Source organism: Streptomyces sp. URMC 126 (assembly GCF_051386555.1).
GTDB lineage: Bacteria > Actinomycetota > Actinomycetes > Streptomycetales > Streptomycetaceae > Streptomyces.
Genome location: NZ_JBPQTX010001394.1, coordinates 1 through 233 on the forward strand (window position 1 = coordinate 1; position 233 = coordinate 233).

The window sequence follows — 233 nt, forward strand, 5'->3', positions numbered from 1 at the left end:
GTTTACGGCGCGTCAGGGCATTCTCCCCGGGCATCATCGGCACACCCACGCTCACCGTCGTCGCCTGCGTCGACCGGGCCCAGTCGGAGAAGTTCTCCTCGGAGCTCTACCACACCAGCAAACTCTGTGTGGCGATGGCCGTCGAGAACCTTCTGCTCGCCGCCCACGCCCTCGGCCTGGGCGCCTGCCCCGTCAACAGCTTCCGGCGCGGGCCCATCAGCCGGCTGCTGAAT

The 233-nt window shown here is 67.8% G+C and carries 1 protein-coding gene; it reads left to right on the plus strand.

What is annotated here, in order from left to right; translation table 11 throughout:
* Positions 1–233, plus strand: a 233-nt coding sequence (locus ACSNOK_RS36415) for a nitroreductase family protein (RefSeq protein WP_436784925.1), incomplete at both ends; no start/stop codon positions are given.